The organism is Mesorhizobium sp. C089B, from assembly GCF_030323125.1.
GTDB lineage: Bacteria > Pseudomonadota > Alphaproteobacteria > Rhizobiales > Rhizobiaceae > Mesorhizobium.
In genome coordinates, this window is sequence record NZ_CP100469.1 from 1,310,023 (window position 1) to 1,328,074 (window position 18,052).

Genomic DNA, 18,052 nt, shown 5'->3' on the forward strand with positions numbered 1-18,052 from the left:
GATGCGCCCAATTGATTTGTCGCTGAGCTACGCAGAAGCGATCCAGAAACCGTTGGCCAAGACACGTCAGATTGAGCGTGCGCAGGTCGCCGAACTGCTCGATGCGGGATGGCCCACCGAGGTCGTGGAAAGCGAAGTGTATCAGCCCAGCGCGGATCTCGTCCGTGTAACCGATTTGGCAATTGCGCTTGAACGCCCCTTGTTGCTGCAAGGTGAACCAGGTTGCGGCAAGACACGCCTCGCTCATGCGCTCGCCTATGCGTTGGGATTGCCGCTGGAAATTGCGTATGTGAAATCGACCAGTCGCGCCCAGGACCTTCTTTATACGTATGACGCGGTGCGGAGGCTCTATGACTCGCAACTCGGAGCGAACGGTCCTGTTGACAAAGACGGCCAGCCCCTAGTGAGGGATCCGGGCAACTACATTGAACTCGGTCCCCTCGGCCGCGCGATCGCGCGAGCTGCACTCGGGCGGCGCTCTATTGTCCTAATCGACGAAATTGACAAAGCGGACCTAGATTTCCCCAACGACCTGCTTTGGGAACTCGATCGAATGGAATTCGACGTGCCGGAAGCACCGGCCAAAGGCCGAAGAGCGGGTGACGTTCGTCCGATTGTTGTCATCACGCACAACGAAGAGAAGCCGCTACCTCCCGCGTTCTTGCGGCGATGCGTCTATTTCTATGTCGACTATCCAAGGAGTCGCGCAGAGGTCGAGCACATTCTCGCCCTGCACGGTGTGACTGAGGTACCGCTGGCTAAGCGAGCTGTAGAGATCATTGAGCGGCTGAGGCAGCGTGACCTGCTTAAAAGGCCAGGCCTCGTGGAACTAATCGAGTGGGTGAGGTACGAGCAGCAAAAAAAGACGACGCCGGCTGACCTCGATAAGCTGCAAAATATGGAAGCATTGTTGAAGGATCGAAGTGATCAGGATCGTACGCGAAAGGAGATCGCTACATTGTGACGAAAGCGGGCGAAGAGTTCTTTATCTGGACGATTTTCCAAAAGCTCGTGCGTCGCAACTTTGCCATCGGGCTTGATGAGTATGGGGCCGTGATGCGGGCGCTGCGTGCGGGTTTCGGGTGGACCTCGAGGGACGAACTACGCCAAATCCTCTGTTCGTTGTGGGCCACTTCCCGCGAGGAATCCGTCCTCGTTGGGACGCTGTTTGATCAATGCGTAGTGTTCGACTGGAATGCCAACGCCGCGGTGCCGAATCCGCATACCGGTGCTGAGGGCGCACCGATTGAAACGCCGATTCCGGAGCTAGGTACTTCGGCTCTCAGCCCGACAAATGAACAGCCGCTTCCGCTCGAAGAACCATCTCGTTCGGCACCTGTGGTGGCGCCGTCGCAGCGGCTGCCGCCGCTCAAACCGGAAGAACTGCCCCGACTTCCTTACTCACACGTGTTCCTCCCCCAATATCCTGTCAGCTACCGCGACGTTGCTCAGACGTGGCGTCGGCTTCGCTCGCCTCTACGAGAAGGCCCTGCGACAGAGCTCGACGTTGGCGCGACCATCGCCCGCCGGTCGCGGCTCGGTGTCGGATCGCCTCCTGTGCTCCGACCAAGACGGCGTAACCAGGCTGACCTGCTGATTCTAGTTGACCGCCGCGGTTCGATGGCACCTTTCTATGGCTACGTCGACGAGGTCTGTTCCGCGATCGCGCAGGCGGGGCGTCTTGGTCGTATGCGAATGTTTTTCTTTCACGACACGCCGCTCGAAGGATCGGATCTTGCCGTTCTGGATAGGCTTGACCCGCGGAGCTCGTCAAATCTGGATTCCGTGCTTGGTGAGATCCCGGCGCTCACGCACGGAATTCTCTTCCGCGACCCGGATCTCATTGATATCCACCCGGCCGAAGTGCTGCTGAAGGAATCGAGCGTGGATACCGCGGTCGTCGTCATCAGCGACGCTGGGGCAGCGCGTGGCCGCTTCGACCCCGTCCGCCTGTTGGACACAGTAGCGTCTCTGAAAGGCTTCCGAGCAGTGACCAGACGTGTCGTCTGGCTTAACCCGCTTCCAGAGTCGGAATGGACCGGCAGTACCGCTCGGCAGATTGCGCGGCACGTTCCGATGTTTGCGATGGATCGCGGTGGGATGCATCGCGCGATAAACGTCTTAAGAGGGCAACCCGTTCTATTGGAAAGGCCGTTGCCAACCACTACACCGTCGTCGGAGTTCGCGGCGGCTGGCACAATGTCATGACCCCAATTGAAGCCGAGCGCCTGCTGGCAGCGTTTAAACGAAAGCACCATCCTGGACTTTTGGGGCTGGCAAGTCATGCAGCTCTTCCGGTCGTACTAAACCCCGAAGTCGTCCATCTGCTGCGGATAAACTACTTCCTCGATCCTCCATACACGCTCCCTTACAAGGCTGAGGCATCGCTGCTCCTGTCCTCGGTATGCACGGAAATCGACGATGGGCTCTATATTATTGACCCTGCGATCCGTGACCTCCTCCTGGCGAGGTTGGTTGCAGACTTCACGCTATTGCGAGTGCGTGACGCCGCAAGACTGCTCTGGGAATATAGTGGGCGCGCTACTCCGTGGGGTGAACGGCTTGGGCTCGCTGAAGCCCAGCAACTCACTGCATTGAATTTCATCGACCCAGCGCGCGCGCTGGGTTGGCTTAGCAGGGCTCGTCGGGGCGAGGGAGCGTTGTCAATAAACGACGACCGATGGTTCGTGGCGCTTGAGAGTGACCTAAGAGAACGCGCCAGCGCTGTGGGAGGGGCCGAGGACAAAGCAGTCCGCGCGAAATTTTCGCAATTGGAAGAGAGTGTCTCTCGGTTAACGCTGGCGAAGATCGCCCGATTTTCACGACAGCATGAAACCTTTGTCGCCGATCAACTGCCAAGCGACGTTTGGGCAGCGCTGGCAGCCAGTGGTGTGACCTCCGTTGACGAGGGAGGCAACACGCGTTTGTTGCCAATTGTACGCTCGCTGCTCTTTGAGCGACTGAGGGCTGAGCCACTACTCGGAGTAACGATACTCTGGGTTGACGATAGGCCCATCAATAACGACGATGTAGTGGACGAGTCTCGAACACAGGGGGCTACAGTCATCCAGGTCCTGTCAACAGAAGACGCGCTGAAACACCCGAACCTTCACGGGATAGATTTGGTTATCTCTGATATGGTCAGGCCGCCCGATGGCGATGCGGGATTTCAGTTACTTGATCAACTTCGTGCAATTCGCTTTGCGGCACCGGTAATTATCTACTCGGCTGAGTTTGCTTCAGATGGGGCCAAACGCCAGAGTGTTTTAGACAGGGGGGGCTTTGGCTGCACAAATGACCCCGATGAACTCATGGCGCTCGTGGAGGAAGCCGCGACGAGATCGGTGTTTTTACAAACGCCCACTCCAATGGGAGATCTAAGAAATGCGGCCGAACAGGCGATACAGGAGGCATTTCCGAGTTTCGGCTTGATAATTGACGCGCCCGCGCTGTCAGTAATCGTGGAAGCATCTAAGTTTTCACCGGGGTCCACGACGGTAAGGATAAATATATCTCTAAGTCGGTTGTTTTGTGCTGCTATAATAATCGGAAAGTCATTGCCAGACGATGCTGAAGATGCCGATATGTTGCGCGCATTTTCAAGAGTGATCGCGGAGCCGCGATGGACGCGTCTGAGGGAAAGGATCCTGCGAATATTCAAATATGACAGCACAGAGCAGGCCCTTCATCGTCTCCGCGTGGGATTTAGCGAGAATGCGGAGGCGGCGCTAAATACCGCTATATTCAATGCTGAAGGAGGAGCCAGGATTTCCGGAAACTCTCTCATGAGTGCGCTCCTGGATCCGAAAGTTGCACGCGATAGCCTGTTATCCAGATGGGTACCAGAGCGCGAGATGCTCCAATTATCGGCTGCATTGGCTCGTGCAGGCGATCGGGGTGAACTTACTTCATCAGACGGAGCCGGTCGTCTGAAAACGCCGATTCACGACCCTGATTATTCGACACGTAAAGGCTACGATCCGGGCTTTCTCGGAGTGTCAGTCCCAGCGCCTAGCCCGGCGCCAGAGACGGTCGTTGCTGTCGACGGCAAGATGATGATTGCCTATCACCATTTTTCGCTGGCGTTGCACATGAAACGGCGCCTCGCCCTTTTTACGGCCTCGAACGTTGACGCAAGTCCGGCCGCCAGGAAGCCCGAGCCGAGCTACAGCTACGACCGCAAGAGTCTGACCGGCCTCGACAAGAACGAAACCGAGAGGTGGTTAGTTGATCCCCGCATCGCCCCGGCTTTCCAACTGCCAGGCCGTTTCTTCAGCAACGAAAAGGGCGCCTTTGACAAAGGGCATGCGGTGCGCCGTCATGACGTCGCCTGGGGTAGCAGCTTCCGTGAGGTGCAATTCGCCAATGGGGACACTTATCATTTCACTAATTGCTTGCCGCTTGCCGCTGGCTTCAACCAGTCTGCTCAAGTAATTGACAACTGGGGTGATGTCGAAAACTTCGTAATGGAGCAAGCGAGGTCGAGCCGGATCAGCATCTTTACCGGCCCATCGCTTGCCGATGACGACCCAATCTTTGTCGGCGTTGGCGATATCGAGCCGATCCGCGTGCAAATCTCACGTGAATATTGGAGGGTAATCGTCGCTTTTGATGGCAGCCAATTGCTTAGCTTCGGCTTTGTGCTTCGGCAGCAGCTTTCGGAAGAGGACCTGGAGTTCGTGGTCGATACGGTCTGGCGACCTTCCATGGTGCCGATTGCAGATATTGAGGCGCGCAATCCGTCGGTTCGTTTCGACCGGGCCACACTAGAGGCTGACCAGTTTTCGACTGCCGCCGGCGCGCAGGTAGCAAGGTCAGCTGGGATCGAGATTCTCGGAGACCAATCACGCCGTAACCCGAGCTCATTCGACCCACTCGTTGCGACCATTCCTACCGGCAAGCGTTGGTCGCGGTTCATCAGCCGACAGATCGCTGAAGACCTCGGAGGCAGCACCATGCCTTCCCGCTTTAGTGATCCAAGTGCGGCGTCGCGTTGGCGGGTATTATATCTGGCGGATAGTTTCGGTGCTGCTTTGCAGCAGGCGATCGTCAGTTTCGTGTCGTCAACCGAGCTGCAGGCACGCTCTATCAACGAGGCTGCCTTGGGTGCACTCGACTGGATCGAAGTAGAAACATCACGACAACTAAAGTTAGTCGACCTGCGTCGTTCCCCGCTTGTCGAGCCGGATTTGCCGGATTCGTTGGTTGCCCGCCCGGCCACGGAGACGTCGCGCGAGTTGGCAGAGGCTTGCTTTAGTCATCCACAGAATTTTGACGGGATCATGTGGTCTGTCTCCGACGGATCAGCTGACCAGATTGCTTTATTTGCGGATCGAACACGGGATGCGCTCACTGTTCTGGGCCGCCGCAGTGTTCAGGACAGTCGGATTGAGCTCAACGCCGCATTGGCGGACCTCGGACTTCAACTAGTCTCCTCGGCTCCGCCGCCTCCAGAGCATTCTGAGGCGCCTGGCCGTCTTGTAGCACTGGTGGTGGGAAACGACGGACCGCCCGGCCACGCACTCCATTTCAAAAGCGACCTCGATATCGTATCAACGTTGTTTCAAGACCTCGGGTTCGAGACAACGGTCGTGTACAATCAAAGCGTCGCGGCCGTTCGGGAGGTTTTGTCGTCTGTTGAGCGTCTGCGGGCAGAGGCTGCGGTATTATATTGGTCCGGACATTTTCTCGGGAAAGGAAGCGAGCGACTTTTTCTAGCGTCAGACTCTGGTATTGGCCAACCAGGGTTGGGTGTTGCAATAGGGGAGATCGCCGAAGCTACTCGCCGCAGTTCGGTTCGTAGGACGCTCATATTGTTTGATGGTGCGGTCGAACCCGGCCCGCTCGACACGGCCGTGACCACTTCAAATGAGGTTCTTTGGCGCCGCGATTGGGCGGAGGGGGGCAAAGTAACAGTTTTGGCGGTGGGGACGACAGGGGTTGAACTTGACAATCCGCTCGCGGAAACATTCGCCCGCGTTATCGATGAGAAGCTGCGGCGGACTGTCCTTAGCGGCGGAATAGCGGTTTCGGCCCGGGAACTGTACGACGAGCTGTCGATGCGTTTTCGAAAACAATCAACCCGCCGGCAATCCGTTCATCCGGAACTGTTTGTACAGGATACAAAAAACGAGTTTGTGTTTTATCCGCCGACTCGGCCATCCTACTCGTGAGGCGCACAGCAGGCACGTCGTCGTACGCGCCCTCGGGCTCCGGCCCAGGTTTCAAAGATCCCCTCCGGTGGAGGTGCCATCTCCGCGCCTGGCGGAGCGACATCGTCTTAATAGTCCATCAAACCAAGCATGTGGCGTGATATGGATGGTCTTCCTGCCAGAGCTTGACGAGCAGATCGAATAGCCATTCCGCCACCTTGGGCTCCTTCTACAAAATATCGGGCCGGAGCCCTCCGTCAGGGGCGTTTTTGCAGCACGAAGAGTCCATTCGTTTCGTCGAAACAAGCAGCCCGCTGACCCGTCCGTGATGATAACGTCGCCCCGCTCCCGAGCTGCGCGTACGCCAGTCTTCAAATCCACCGCTCGTAGCGATATCGAGCTTGTAAAAACGGTGGCGTTGTTTGATGATGTAAGCTTAATTGTCTCTGCGCAAACATGGTTTCGCCAAGGTGACACAAACAAAGTCCTCCCAGATAGTTGTCACATTTGGCGAGATCGAAAAGATACTCTCGGGTGTTGAAGCGCTTGAGAGCATCCATGAAGCCTCTCGTCGGGATATCAGTGTCCCGCCCGAGAAACGGGGAGCAATCATGGCGGGGATCGGCAATGCGCTGAACAGCCTGCGCCGGTCGCAGAAAAATGCAGGTGCGTTGGTGCTGAACACACCGCACGACGCTGCGGCCGCGCGCCTGCAAAGTCTTGTCGCTTCGGGCGAAAAGGGCAGATTGATCTTGCAGCCTTTGCCCACCGGCGGACTTGAGGCAAAGTTTGACACCGGCGACTGGTTTGGTTGGGCAACGGTCGCTTGGGAGAAGCTGAAGAATCCTTTTCCGCATCCTTTGATCCGTCCCAAGCGCGCCCAAGCCATACCCTTCCAGGATCAGGGTCGCATCGCGGTTCTTGGCGATTGGGGGACGGGTCTGTATGGCGCGCCGCCGATTGCGACTTCGGTCAGGAACGATCCTGCAGGTTACGCGCTGCTCCTCCACCTAGGCGACGTCTATTATTCCGGCACCGCCAGTGAGGTGCGGCAGCGGTTTCTGGACGGATGGCCATCCCTGGCCAACACGCCCAGCCGCGCCCTCAATTCCAATCATGAGATGTATTCAGGCGGACATGCTTATTTCGACCTGACATTGGCGAAGTTCGGGCAGGAGGCCAGCTACTTCGCCTATCAAAACAGTCATTGGACAATGGTCGGCCTTGATGTCGCCTATCGGGACCACGCCATTGACAATGCCCAGGTCGATTGGCTCAAACAGATAATCGCGCAGGCCGGCGATCGCCGCATCGTGCTGTTTTCGCATCACCAACTCTATTCGCACTTCGAAGAGCAGGGGCAGAAACTCCTTGCCCATCCCGGATTCCGATCGATTCTGGACAGCAAACGGATATTCGCCTGGTACTGGGGCCACGAACATCGCTGCGTTCTGTTCGAGACGCCGGATCCTCAGTTCGGCATGCTGGCCAGATGCGTCGGCCATGGCGGCATGCCGCAGAGCCGGGACGCGACCCGCGGCTTGCCGCGCGCAAAAGAGAAAATCTATGAGCGGGCCGACTGGCGCCGCAGTGCCGGCAAAGTCAGGGACGGACTGACGCTTCCAGCAGCGATCGTGCTCGAAGGACCCAATCCGCTAATACCGGGCGAGGAAGAAAAATTCACGCCGCACGGTTACGCGGTGCTCGCATTCGATGGACCGAGGCTGGTGGAGCAAGTCCTCGATCCGTCTGGTAGCGTGATCTACGAAAAGAAGCTGGCGGGGTGATCCATGGCGCTTGAAGAGAAATACGGCATCTTGCTCGCCCGGGCGGGGCGCGCGCTGGGTAAGAACAAGGTGAGCCAAGCCGTCGCCAAGGTAAAGGCGATCATCGGTCCGCAAAATATTCCCGACAGCGAAGCCAAGGCGCAATCCGCGCTCAACAAACTCCACAAAGGCACGATCCCGTCAGCCAGTGAATTGGCGGCGCTGGAAATCGTCATTCGCCTACTTCGCCCGGTGGTCTACTCACGCCATGGCGGCGTGCTTGACGATCTGCCCGAGAAAGAAGGCCATAATCTTCATTCTCTGGAACTCAAGGACATGTGGAGTGAGTTTCGCAAGAAGGTAGCGAAAGTCGTCAACTCGATCGGCCGTATCGAACTGGAGGGGACGCATGTCGGCACCGGCTTCGTTGTCGGAGAGGGTGGTCTGCTTGCAACAAACCGTCATGTGCTCGCCGCGCTGACCTATGGCAGCGAAGTTCTCGCCGCCGGCAGGGCGCGAGTCGTCTTCAAGCAGGAGTATGACGAGACAAATGCGGACGCCGACTTCGTAGCGATCAAGAGCGTCGCTTCGATCCACCCGAAACTGGATATGGTGCTGTTGAACCTGGCGAAGCACAGACGGCCGCCCGTGGAAGTCGAGCTGGAACCGATTGTCGAGACAGCGCGGGTGGTCGCAATTGGCTACCCTGCCAAGGATGAGATAAACAATCCGCTGTTTCTTTCCGGCGTGTTCGGGGACGGGTTCGGCGTGCGCCGCGCTGCTTTGGGCGAGGTGTTAGACGGTTCTGGAACGCCCACGCTTTTTCATGACTGTTCTACAACGCAAGGCAATTCCGGCTCTCCGATTTTTTCACTCAAAACGGCGCGGGTTGCCGGCATCCACCGCGCCGGTTTTTTCATGTACCGCAATGAGGCGGTTGACGCCTTGGAACTGAACGCATTCATCAACACCCCCACAGTGTGAAGCACCATGGCCGTTCGCGCTCTCATTGTCGCTATCGAAAACTACCCGAATGTTCAGGGAGGCGCGCTGGCGAAGGAGCTTCCAGGTACCCTCAAGGCCGGGCTGGCATTCAGGACATGGCTGGTGAAGAAGTGGGACAGCGAAGGCGTAAAGGCCAAGGACAGACACTTGATTTTCTGTTCGCAACCGGTCCAGCCAGAGGGCCGGCCGGCGACTGCCGAGGGGATCAGGGAAGCCATGCTGGAGCTTAAGCAGAAGGGCGCTGGCCGGACCGACGAGCTTTATGTCTACTTCAGTGGCCATGGCTTTACGTTCGCGAGCGGCCCGGGCGTGAAGAAAAGCATTTTCGTCGCTTCCGACTTCAAGAATGCCAATGTTTCGGGCAATTGCTGCCTGCCGATTGATGAGATCGTCGTTTGGCTTCGTGCTCACCTTGGCCCGGGGAGTCATGCCTATTTCATCGATGCCTGCCGTAACAAGTTGGATGGAAGCGTCATCACCATCAGCAGTCCAATCCTGCCGTTCAACACCGACACGGGCACGGAGGCCTCGACTTTCGTGTTGCACTCGACGACGGATGGCCGGACCACACTTGCTGGCGGCCCCTTCCACCCAAGGTTAATGGAAGGTCTGCAAGGAAAGGGCAGAGCCAAGGTTTGGGACGATAGCGGCGCCGACTTGATGAACGTGCAGTACACTTCGCTGCGCCGGTATTTGAAAACCGCGCTGCAAGACCCTGTTGATGGGGAAGTGGACGGCACTGCCGATGACATGACGCTGGCCTGGCTGAAACCGGCGCCGGATGCGACCTGCACGATCACCATCGAAGGCAGCAAGGTGCCCGACGGGACGATTGCATACAGAAGGGGTCGAGATACAAACTCCGTCGAACAGCCGTTCCAAGGCACCAAGACCGTCCTGAGGCTCAAACCGGACGCATACACGTTCTCGGTGCGGGCAGCAAATACCATCTTCGAGCAGTCTGAGTTGAGGCAGGAACTGTATGATGACGCGGCAATAACCTTCAGGATCGCCTCATCTCGAGGACCTCTTGCCCCTACGCCGGGCGAGCGCGGGTTGGAAAATTTTGGGCTCCGGCCAAAGTGGACGGGTAGCGAATTGGGCACAGCCGTTTCCGCCGGAGAAGTGCTTGAGGAAGCCGTTGTCGGAGCCGACGCGTTCGGCGCAACGCTCGACATCGTCGTGCCACCTGACTGCACGCTCGAACTGATCAATGTCAATTCTAGAACCCAGACAAAGTATCTGGCGTCCGGGAAGGCAAACGTCGAGGCGGGCGACTATACGGCCCTTCTCAAGGATCAAAACGGTCAGATCATTGGGCGCAAAGATATCGGTGTTTCAGCTGGGTCAGACGTAGAACTGGACCTCGCGCAATGGCGCCACAGCACCCCCCATGTCTCGATCGCAAAGAGCCTGGAGATCACCGATGACGGGTGGGTCGACTTTTCGAAGTCGCTGGACGGACCCGTCGTCGACCCTGATCTCGATCTGTGGCTGGCCTTGGCCGGCGCCGGCCGCATTCTGTTGGGAAGTTCCGGCACCGACTTCCGGAAACTGAGCAATCTTCCCCTACATGATTTTAGTGGCGAGAAGGCGGGATCGTCGCCTATCTATGTGCTGGCTGGTCTCGAGAACCCGCAAACCAAGCTCGACGTGGGTTTGTCCAAGGCCACCAATGTGGAATGGCATATGGCCGACAGGCCGAACGGACTTGACGGCATCGCCGAGGCCTATTTTCCTGTGGATCCGGGTTCACATCTGATCTCATTTCATGTGGGCGAAAATGCGCCGTACACGGTTTCGACTCTTGCCAGCCCCAATCGTGCGATGTTGGTAACCCTAGCGCTTGACAAGGATGGTGCTCCTACGGTGTCCCAGTACCTGCTGCCTCTCGGACATCTAATCGACCAACTTCCACACAAGGTGCGAAACGTTCTGACTTCGCGCAATCAACTGAAAGACGTCGAATCCTTGGCCAATGCCAACAGGGCGTTTCGCAAACGGCGAAATGTCTTCGAAGTCCTGCCGGGCAACAGGTTGAATGAAATACTCGATATGAAATGGCTCGATCCGATTACCTCCGCGCTTGCTGCATACGAATGTTTGCGGAGAGGCCAGAAGGCAAAAATGGGCGTTGTCGTCAAAAACATGGCGGAGTTTTTCGGTGACCTGCCGGACAGTTGGGCTTTGGCAAGACTGGCAGGCATGAGCAAGGTTGGTTCGCCGCCTGCCGGCGTGCCCCTGTTTCTCGACGGTCTCAAGGCCGATCCGGACTACGCCGAACGGTTGCCTCTGCCGGCTAGCCATCTCGACTATTCGAGCCCATGGACGGCTTGGTGGGACGCGGTGAAGTAGGGAGAGGTTTCGTTCCGCTTTTGCCCGCCCGAGCAAGGTGCTTCGGGCTGTCGTTTCCGCAGCTGCGAAAGGTCCGCCACAGCGCGGCGCCATAAAGCGCCACAGTGAGAGCCGTAAGCAGGTTGACGATCAGCGGCTGCAGGATCGGAAAGAATGTTACCGACTCGTTCTCGATCGAAATCTCACCATAGTGATAGTAGTTGTTCCAGAAGCCACCTTTGTCGGGCGATGCCGGTTTGACCATGGAGTACCGCCCGGCCTCGGGATGCTGGCACAGATGATTGGATCTGCTCTTCCAGCATTGGCAATGGTGGCCGCTTCCGGCAGGGCATTCCATTGCCTCTATATCTTCGTCGCGAAGGCCGAACGCGCTGCTGTATATCAGCACATCGCCCTGGTTGTGGAATGTCCTTATGAAATGACCCTGCGCATAGAGCGGCAAAAGGATAAGAAAAAACACGCTTGCCGCCCAAAACAGCTTTTCCGAAGCAGAGCCTGCCTCGGCCTTGAAACCGCCGAAGCGTGGGATCCGCGTCGACCAAGGACGCAAGCTGAACTCTTTGGAGTAGCGCCGCCACATCAGGCCGACGAAAGGCGCAACCAGGGCGTATATATTCATTCCGGCAAATGCCGACAATTGCGTTGTCGGCCACTTGTTGCGGTTCATCAAGAATATGACCAGGACCACTAGGAAGAACAAAGACGTGAAGCCGGTCCACAAGCCGTTGAAGGAAGCCGGCAGCCGACGTGTTTCGACCGGCAGGGTTGGCCAGGATTTGTTGAGCGCCGGAACCGGAACCATATAGGCGACCTGCTCTGCCGGATCAGCACTGCGCGCCCTGACCATTCCGACGAGACCCTTTTCCACATTGTCCCAGACTGCCGCGCCGCTGTAGCCACCTTTGACGAAAACGCCAGAATTGTCGCCGGTGCCATCGATCTGGCTCTGACCGACATTGACAGGGCCCATGAATATGGCTCGGACGTGATTTGGAGGCTGATCATCGGAGGCCATGCCAAAGACACTCAGAACGTGGTCGTCAAGCGGATCGACAGTGTCGGTAAAAATCGCAACCCCCACATCGGCGGGCACGTCGGAGCCCAAGGCGAGCACGGCTATATCGTCTACCACGCGCGGCTTCATCGGATGCCACGCGACGACTTTCCCCTCGATGACGGCTGCGGATTGCGAAAGGGGGAAAGTCACTGCGAAGGGACCCAAAGGTTCGGGCTCATCAGCAGCTGGTCGCCCTGCCGCGTAGTTGAGGACATGAGCGCAAGTCATGACGTGCCGGCGCCCGACTACGATCGCCATACCGGCATGCTTGCCCCCTGGGAGGGGAGCGTTCGCGCCGTCCGGTCTGGTCAGTATCCTGGCGATCGCCGAATCCTTGGTTTGCGGTACGAATGTCGCGCTCATGCGATTGGCCTCTGGAAGGGGAAAGAGGCGACACCGCCATGATCTGGAACTTGCGAAAAACCAATCGCGTTTTCTGCATTTGTTCGACTACCCTGCGGCTGCTAAAACGCCGGCCTTTGGCAAAACGGCCTTTTGTTCGGCGTTCCAACGGACTGGCTCTCATGGTTCGCTCGACAGCGTCGGACGTGCGACGATCGTGATGCCATTCGAACCGACTTTCGAAGATTCCGGCCCGAGCGTAGCATTGAGTTTCCGGTCGCCTGGAAGTGCCGTGTTGAATTTCAGCGGATCGGCAAAGACGAATTCGCTCAACGCATGGTCGGTCGGCAGGTTGATCGAGACCCGCACGTCATCAATTCGATTGTGGATATCGAGCGAAACATGTTCCGGGCTGTCGAGGCTGACTGCTCCCTTGAACCAGGCACCTTCGGCATCCTCGCAAGTCAGGGAAAGGCTGATATTTTCAGAAGGAGCTGCCGAGATTTCAACGGGGGAGCCGATGCGGGCGAGCATTGCCTTCAGATGCGCGGTCGCATGGGCGCTGGCCTGGGCGGTGATGACCAATCGAGGCGAGCCGTCTGCCCAATTGCCTGTTAAACTCGAGATCGTCAGGCTGCCCTCAATGGATGGATCGGATCGAAACTCAAGATACGTGCTGCGTCCGGGTACGATCTGACCGTCAATCCGCCTGCTTGCGAGATTGGCAGTAAGGGGTTGCTCGCCCAGTCTATCTACAATGGTTTTTAGAACGTCTCGTCCGACGAAAAGCTCGATGGCATCAGGTGCTATCGTTGCGCTGCCGACCAATTCTGCGACGCGTTTCTTCGCATCGTCGAGCGCGTCCGCCCTGGCCGCGGAAGATACGACGCACAAGGCGAACAAAATTCCTAGCCGATCAATTGGCCTGGCCATAGAGGTAAACCCCGTCCGGAAGTGTGATGATTTCGTTCAACTGCGCGCGGACCGCTCGCGTGAACGGTTTGCTTTGAACACCAAGCGTGACAGCTGCATCCCCGACCTTGAAGTCGATTGTTCCACTCTGCGCGGGCAGCGGGATGTTGACCAGTTTGCCGAGCGGAATAGTCAAAGACACCGCCTTCGCGGCCGCTTGCACCTCAGCTGTCGCCAAAGCCTCGACAAGGTTTGCCGCAGACGCCGGCAAGGCGCCGAGGTCGGGCCTGACGGACAGGACGTCGACGGACAGGCGCAAATTTGCGTCTCTGTCAAAGGCAAAGCGAGCAACGGCATCGATTGCAGCAGGTACGGTCACCGAACCACCAAGTAGGGTTGCACGGCCGGAAAGCGACAATTTTGGAAAACCAATAGAAAACTGCGCCTTCGCGGTCAGCATTTCAACAGTTCCGATATTGTTTTTCAACTTGAACGAGACGGGCGTCAAACTGCTCAGCAGCCGATTGATCAGGTCCACCGGAATTGCCAGGCGCATGCCGTTGCGTGCTTGCAGTCCTCCATTTTTCTCCAGAAAAGCGATCGCGCGCTGCAGGTTTTCTGCTTCGGCCTCGTGCATTGATTGGCCGCCGGCTGGCGCCACCAAGGCAATGCTGCCAACCACCACGGTGCTCGCAGCCCAGCGCCACATTGAGCAGTTCCGCCAATTGGCCGGGTTGCCGGTCACCTACGTCTTCTTCGGACTTTTCTGATCAGCTTTGCGGGTCGGCCTGTCCTTGCTCGCTGCGACCTTCTGTGCCTTCGCCGCTCCGATCTTTCCGCGGCCGTCAGCGGACTTCTTGCGGGACGCGGGCTTCTTTTTCGCAGCAGGCTTTGTTTTGCTAGGCATTTCCATGGAGGCCCCTTCGGGGTCGGCGTGGTCTGGCATGCGCGAATGATCGCTTTTCAGGCCAGGATCTTCTAGAATGATCGCGCTGAACTCGGCGCTTTCCAAGCCTTCGGTGCTTTCGAGCATTAGGAAGTCGACTTCCGTCTTGGTATAGCCTGGGTCCCAATGCGTGTTTTCCGGAACGTTGCTGTGGCCATAGTGGCCGCCTTTCGTATCCCAGTTGGTCGCGTTGCGGTTGTGATTGCCCGGATCGTGTCCATTAACCGCCGGCTTCGGTGGACCATTCGGCCATACTTTTGGTACTCCGTGCGTGCTTTCGATCCAGCGGCAGAGCTTGCGAACGTTCTCCAGCGTCGCGCGTGTCTTTGCCCTGTGCGCGAAGCCGACCACTTCGATCTGCACGGCGGAATCACGATTGGTCTGGACGCCGCCAGTTAGGTTCTTCAGCGCCCGTGCTGCCTCGCCAGTGTCTATGTGCTGATAGATCTTGGTCGCATCGACAGTGAAATGCGGATCAGAACCGTGCGCTTGGAAGGCGTCGAAAGCACCCTGAGCGGTGCTTCCTTCGGTCGTGTGATGAACGATCTTGAACGGCCCGCCGAGATAAGTGCCCGAAGAACCGCTTATCTTTTTCCAGACTGCAAAGGGACAACGCGCCATGAGATCCGTTCCTCCTTTTTCCATTCATCGTCCGGCACCGGGGACCAACCGGCGAATTGCCGGGCCGGATTGCGGCGGTCTGCCGTGCCCTCATTCCACGGAAGGTGTCAGGCACTATCCTATCCGACTCTCGCCAAGCCGGATGATGTGCAGAGCGATGCCGATACGACCAGCGCAATCGCGAACGTTTCGCGATCAAACCCGCGTCAACAAGACACGCGCCCGCAAACCCTCCGCTGCGGCATTTGCCGACTTACAACAATTCACGCAAAGGAACCCAACCGTCAGTGAACGGTTGCTGCTAGCGCGCAATAATTCATCCCATATTTACTTTGCATCCCATGAATAAAATTTGCAATATCGCCCACAAGAAATATTTTATCGACCTCCACCGGAAACCAAGGTCATGATTTTTAAGGATTTATGCAAACGAACGAGAAATTTTCGAATGGGACACCGTAACATTGCAGTCTTGACAAGACCGGCATAGCGTTTGCTTAGCTTAAGCAGCTTGGCAAGCTGCGCGTACCCTTAACGTTGATCTTTATTGCACGGGCTGAAGTTGCCCCCGGCGGTTTTCGACGCGGCCTGCCCTGGGTGAGCATGTCGGTTTTTTTGATAGCTTGTTTCCGGATTATCCGGGGCGGCAGGCAGGGGAGGAGATTCTCATGGGTTCGGCGCCTTCAGGGAAATTGCAAAGCTATCTTTCGCAGATCAGTTCCCCAGCCGCTGGGCCCGTTGAAGAGGGACTGGAATCGTTCCGTCCAGAAGCAGCGGCACGCGGAGGGGCCAAGGCTGCATCTGACGAGGCGGCATCCATTGCCGAGCGCAGATCTCTCTCGGACAAGGACGCGGCGCTGGTGAAGAGCGCGATCGAAAAAATCAACGCAAGCAGGGAGCTCAGTCGCGAAGAGGGTTTCGTCACCGAAGCAATCATCATTCCCGACAAGCGTCCGGCGGTGGATATCATCGATGGTGACTTCGTTGTCGACCACCCGCTGTGGGTTCAGTTTTCGACGGATGCCGCCCTGCATGCCAGCATCAAAAAGGCGATTCCCTCGGTCGGCCGCATCGAGCTTCCGCACCATCCGAGCCTTCCCTACGGAGGCACCGGCTTCGTTGTCGGCGAAAACCTTCTGATGACCAACAGACATGTCGCCGAGATTTTCACCTCCGGGCTGGGCGACCGCAAGCTGACCTTCAAGAGCGGCCTTTCGGCGGGGATCGACTTCGTGCGGGAGCGCGACAGCTTGGCCTCCACGGTGCTTGCGGTGCGCAAGGTCGTTATGATCCATCCCTATTGGGACATGGCCTTGCTACAGGTCGACGGCCTCGGAGCCGCTCATGTCCCACTCGAGCTTTCGGTGCGCGCGCCGGAAGAAATCGTCAACACCGAGATCGCCGTGATCGGCTATCCGGCTTTTGACTACCGCAATGATGCAACGGTGCAGAACCAGGTTTTTCGCGGGCTTTACAACGTCAAGCGCCTGCAGCCTGGCCTGATCTTGCCGCGCGGATCGATCGACAGTTTCGGCAAGAGCGTTTTTGCACTTTGCCACGACAGCTCAACGCTAGGCGGCAATTCCGGATCGGGGGTTTACGATCCGAGAGACGGCAAAATCGTCGCGCTGCATTTCGCAGGTGTTTACCTCGACCGCAACTACTGCGTGCCTACGGCAGAGCTTGCGCGAGACGGACGAGTCGTTGATGCCGGCGTTAACTTCGCGCCCGGCGCGAGGGGAGGAACCCCTTCCTGGCAGGAGTGGTGGGATCGCGCCGAGCCGGAGGATGAGAAACCAGTGCCGAACCCGGACAAGGGCGCGGTTCAGCCCGTCTCCGGTGGGCTTCAGCATGGCCAAACTGCCAGCTGGACTATACCGATCGAGATCAGCATCCGTATCGGCGGGGCAACCACGACCGTCATCGGTCCCGAAGGACAGGCGCCGACCGAGGCGGCGGTGTCGCCCACCCACGACGTCAACTACACCACGCGTAAGGGTTACGACGCCACGTTCCTCGGCGTTACCGTGCCGGCTCCCGAGCCCGCAGTTCAAGGCGACCTCGCGGTCGTCGGAGGGAAGTTGCTCATTCCCTACCATCATTTCTCGCTTGCCCTCCACAAGAAGCGGCGCATCGCTCTCTTCACTGCATCGAATCTGGATGCCAGCAACGCAGCAAAGCGCCCCGAACCGGGCAAGGATTACGATCGCAAGAGCCTCGGCGGCCTTGGTGACAAGGACATGGAGAAGTGGTTTCCTGACCCGCGTGTCGACCCTGCATTCCAACTACCCGATCGCTTCTATACCAAGGACAAGGGTGCATTCGACCGCGGTCATATCGTGCGGCGCGAGGACGTGGCTTGGGGCAGGAATTTTCAGGAAGTGCAATTTGCAAACGGCGACACGTTTCACGTCACCAACTGCTCGCCGCAGGTTGCGGTCTACAATCAATCGGCGCAGGGCGTGAACAATTGGGGCGATCTCGAAAATTACGTGATGAAGCAGGCCGGCGCGAGCAGGCTTTCCATTTTCGCCGGTCCGGTCCTCGCGGACGATGATCCGGTGTTTCTCGGCGTCGACGATGCCGGACCGGTGCGGGCGCAGATACCGCGAGAATTCTGGAAACTCATTGTGGCTTGCGAGAACGGCAAGCTGCAGAGCTTTGGCTTCGTGCTGCGGCAAGACCTGTCGAACGTGCCGCTGGAATTTGTGGTCGATCCGGTCTGGCAGCGCTACATGGTTTCCATCGCGGATATCCAGGCCCGCAATCCGCTCGTCAGGTTCGACAAGTCAGTCGCAGACGCGGACCAGTTTGCCAAGGCAAGTGGGAAGGCGGTGCGTGATACCTCTGGCGTGGTGGCAGCGGCGAAACGTGCTGGCCCGAGCAAATGACCAGG

Annotated in this window: 11 protein-coding genes; 7 read left to right on the forward strand and 4 right to left on the reverse strand. The window is 57.8% G+C overall.

Annotation, left to right across the window (positions count from 1 at the left end):
- Position 1 precedes the first annotated feature (1 nt).
- The 6 genes from NLY44_RS06680 (at position 2) to NLY44_RS06705 (ending at position 11,278) form a co-directional block, all read left to right on the forward strand.
- On the forward strand, positions 2-964 hold the full coding sequence (locus NLY44_RS06680) for an AAA family ATPase (RefSeq protein ID WP_023806062.1): 963 nt from the start codon (positions 2-4) through the stop codon (positions 962-964).
- Positions 961-2,208, forward strand: coding sequence for a VWA domain-containing protein (locus tag NLY44_RS06685; protein ID WP_286456835.1), 1,248 nt, complete (start codon positions 961-963; stop codon positions 2,206-2,208). The genes NLY44_RS06680 and NLY44_RS06685 overlap by 4 nt, the downstream gene beginning before the upstream one ends.
- Positions 2,205-6,173 (forward strand): DNA/RNA non-specific endonuclease, encoded by a 3,969-nt coding sequence (locus NLY44_RS06690; protein WP_023806064.1) that lies wholly within the window; start codon positions 2,205-2,207, stop codon positions 6,171-6,173. The genes NLY44_RS06685 and NLY44_RS06690 overlap by 4 nt, the downstream gene beginning before the upstream one ends.
- A gap of 419 nt (positions 6,174-6,592) precedes the next feature.
- On the forward strand, positions 6,593-7,939 hold the full coding sequence (locus NLY44_RS06695) for a metallophosphoesterase family protein (RefSeq protein ID WP_156941039.1): 1,347 nt from the start codon (positions 6,593-6,595) through the stop codon (positions 7,937-7,939).
- 3 nt (positions 7,940-7,942) lie between these two features.
- Positions 7,943-8,902: a trypsin-like serine peptidase gene (locus NLY44_RS06700; RefSeq protein ID WP_023806066.1), complete on the forward strand. Its 960-nt coding sequence runs from the start codon at positions 7,943-7,945 to the stop codon at positions 8,900-8,902.
- Between the two features lie 6 nt (positions 8,903-8,908).
- Entirely contained in the window at positions 8,909-11,278 is a 2,370-nt protein-coding gene (locus tag NLY44_RS06705; protein ID WP_023806067.1) for a caspase family protein, read from the forward strand.
- Here NLY44_RS06705 and NLY44_RS06710 read toward each other — a convergent pair.
- The 4 genes from NLY44_RS06710 to NLY44_RS06725 all read right to left on the reverse strand — a co-directional run bounded on the left by NLY44_RS06710 (position 11,223) and on the right by NLY44_RS06725 (position 15,180).
- Positions 11,223-12,698 carry a S1 family peptidase gene (locus NLY44_RS06710; protein ID WP_084013044.1) on the reverse strand — a complete coding sequence of 492 codons (1,476 nt, stop codon included), beginning with the start codon at positions 12,696-12,698 and terminating at the stop codon, positions 11,223-11,225. The genes NLY44_RS06705 and NLY44_RS06710 overlap by 56 nt on opposite strands.
- A gap of 159 nt (positions 12,699-12,857) precedes the next feature.
- Entirely contained in the window at positions 12,858-13,610 is a 753-nt protein-coding gene (locus tag NLY44_RS06715; protein ID WP_198028998.1) for a hypothetical protein, read from the reverse strand.
- On the reverse strand, positions 13,594-14,334 hold the full coding sequence (locus tag NLY44_RS06720; protein ID WP_156941041.1) for a hypothetical protein: 741 nt from the start codon (positions 14,332-14,334) through the stop codon (positions 13,594-13,596). Before NLY44_RS06720 ends, NLY44_RS06715 begins: the two co-directional genes overlap by 17 nt.
- Positions 14,335-15,180: a peptidoglycan recognition protein family protein gene (locus tag NLY44_RS06725; RefSeq protein WP_023806071.1), complete on the reverse strand. Its 846-nt coding sequence runs from the start codon at positions 15,178-15,180 to the stop codon at positions 14,335-14,337.
- Positions 15,181-15,824: 644 nt separating this feature from the next.
- Between NLY44_RS06725 and NLY44_RS06730 the strand changes: the two genes are divergently transcribed.
- Positions 15,825-18,047, forward strand: coding sequence for a DNA/RNA non-specific endonuclease (locus tag NLY44_RS06730; RefSeq protein WP_050588927.1), 2,223 nt, complete (start codon positions 15,825-15,827; stop codon positions 18,045-18,047).
- Positions 18,048-18,052: the final 5 nt, after the last annotated feature.